The organism is Lacticaseibacillus songhuajiangensis (assembly GCF_003946025.1).
Classification (GTDB): domain Bacteria; phylum Bacillota; class Bacilli; order Lactobacillales; family Lactobacillaceae; genus Lacticaseibacillus; species Lacticaseibacillus songhuajiangensis.
Genome location: NZ_RHNR01000091.1, coordinates 1 through 1,193, shown reverse-complemented (window position 1 = coordinate 1,193; position 1,193 = coordinate 1). Strand labels below are relative to the sequence as shown.

At 49.7% G+C, this 1,193-nt stretch carries 1 protein-coding gene; it reads right to left on the bottom strand.

Annotated elements, in window-relative coordinates; genetic code table 11:
• Window positions 1-57: 57 nt before the first annotated feature.
• Window positions 58-1,080 (bottom strand): IS30 family transposase, encoded by a 1,023-nt coding sequence (locus EKM97_RS11850; protein ID WP_125572578.1) that lies wholly within the window; start codon window positions 1,078-1,080, stop codon window positions 58-60.
• Window positions 1,081-1,193 lie beyond the last annotated feature (113 nt).

The window sequence follows — 1,193 nt, the reverse complement described above, 5'->3', positions numbered from 1 at the left end:
CCTCAATTGTCAAATCAAGCGCAACACTTTTTAACCGATTCTTGTTAGCGGTATAGGTCATGCCATGTTGGGGTAGTAATCACATGGTCGCAGCCAACCTAGTGAACGTCTTGGGCGGTGATTCAACGCTGACTGGACCGCCTGAATTTCCTCCAAGGTCACGCGTTTAAATGACTTGCCTTTAGGGAAGTACTCTCGCAAAAGGCCATTGGCATTCTCGTTTGATCCGCGCTCCCAAGGCGAGTATGGATGGGCAAAGTAGATCTTCGTTCCCGTCACGCTGGCTAACGATGAGAACTCTGAACCGTTGTCAAACGTGATGGAGTCGAACTCCTTGGCACCATAATCATCTATCGTTGCTTGAAGGGCGCGGCGACAGGTTTCCGCGTGATAGTCAGGTAGCTTGACGATAATCTCGGTTCGGGAGTATCGCTCCGTGAGTGTCATTAATGCTGGTTCGCTTTCAACTCGCTTTCCTTTGACCAGATCACCTTCCCAGTGACCGACTCCTAGCCGGCCGTCAACGGCCTTTGGCCGATTCTCAATCGACTCACCAAGGTTGTGCTTATTCATTCGAGCGTGGCGCAATCCCGGTCGTTTGACGCGACGCCTTAATTTGACGGGTAAGTCTAAGTTGGTAAGTGGGAGAAGACCCGCGTCAATGTACCGATAGACCGTTGGGGTTGATGGACACTTCAGGTGTGGGAAGCGCATCTGAAAGTCATGGACAAAACTATCAACGCTGTGAATGCGCGGACGCTGCTTTAACGCTTCGACCAGCTCCTTAAAGAAATAGTCACACCGCTCTAGCAATCCCTTGGCATGACTATTGACTCTGGCCTCTTCGTGCTTGCACTGAGCGGCGTCTGCAAAATACACAGGATGGATTCGGTGGTGTGAATCCATCTGATTAACGACACCTCGTTTTAACTCACGACTAATCGTGCTCTTACTGCGGTTCAGGTCTCCAGCAATTACACTTAGAGTTTTGCCCTGGGCGCACAGCACTTCAATTTTGCCTCGTTCATCGGAAGTGAGTTGGTGATAAGAGCGAGCGGTGGTACTCTGAGAGTGGGTCATGAAGATTCCTGCTTTCTTGTATGGTTTGGACGCTAACAAGAATAGGTCTTCATGACCTTTTTGTGCAAATTGGTCTGCTTTATCAGGTGTTGCACTTCGATTTTAAACCAGGG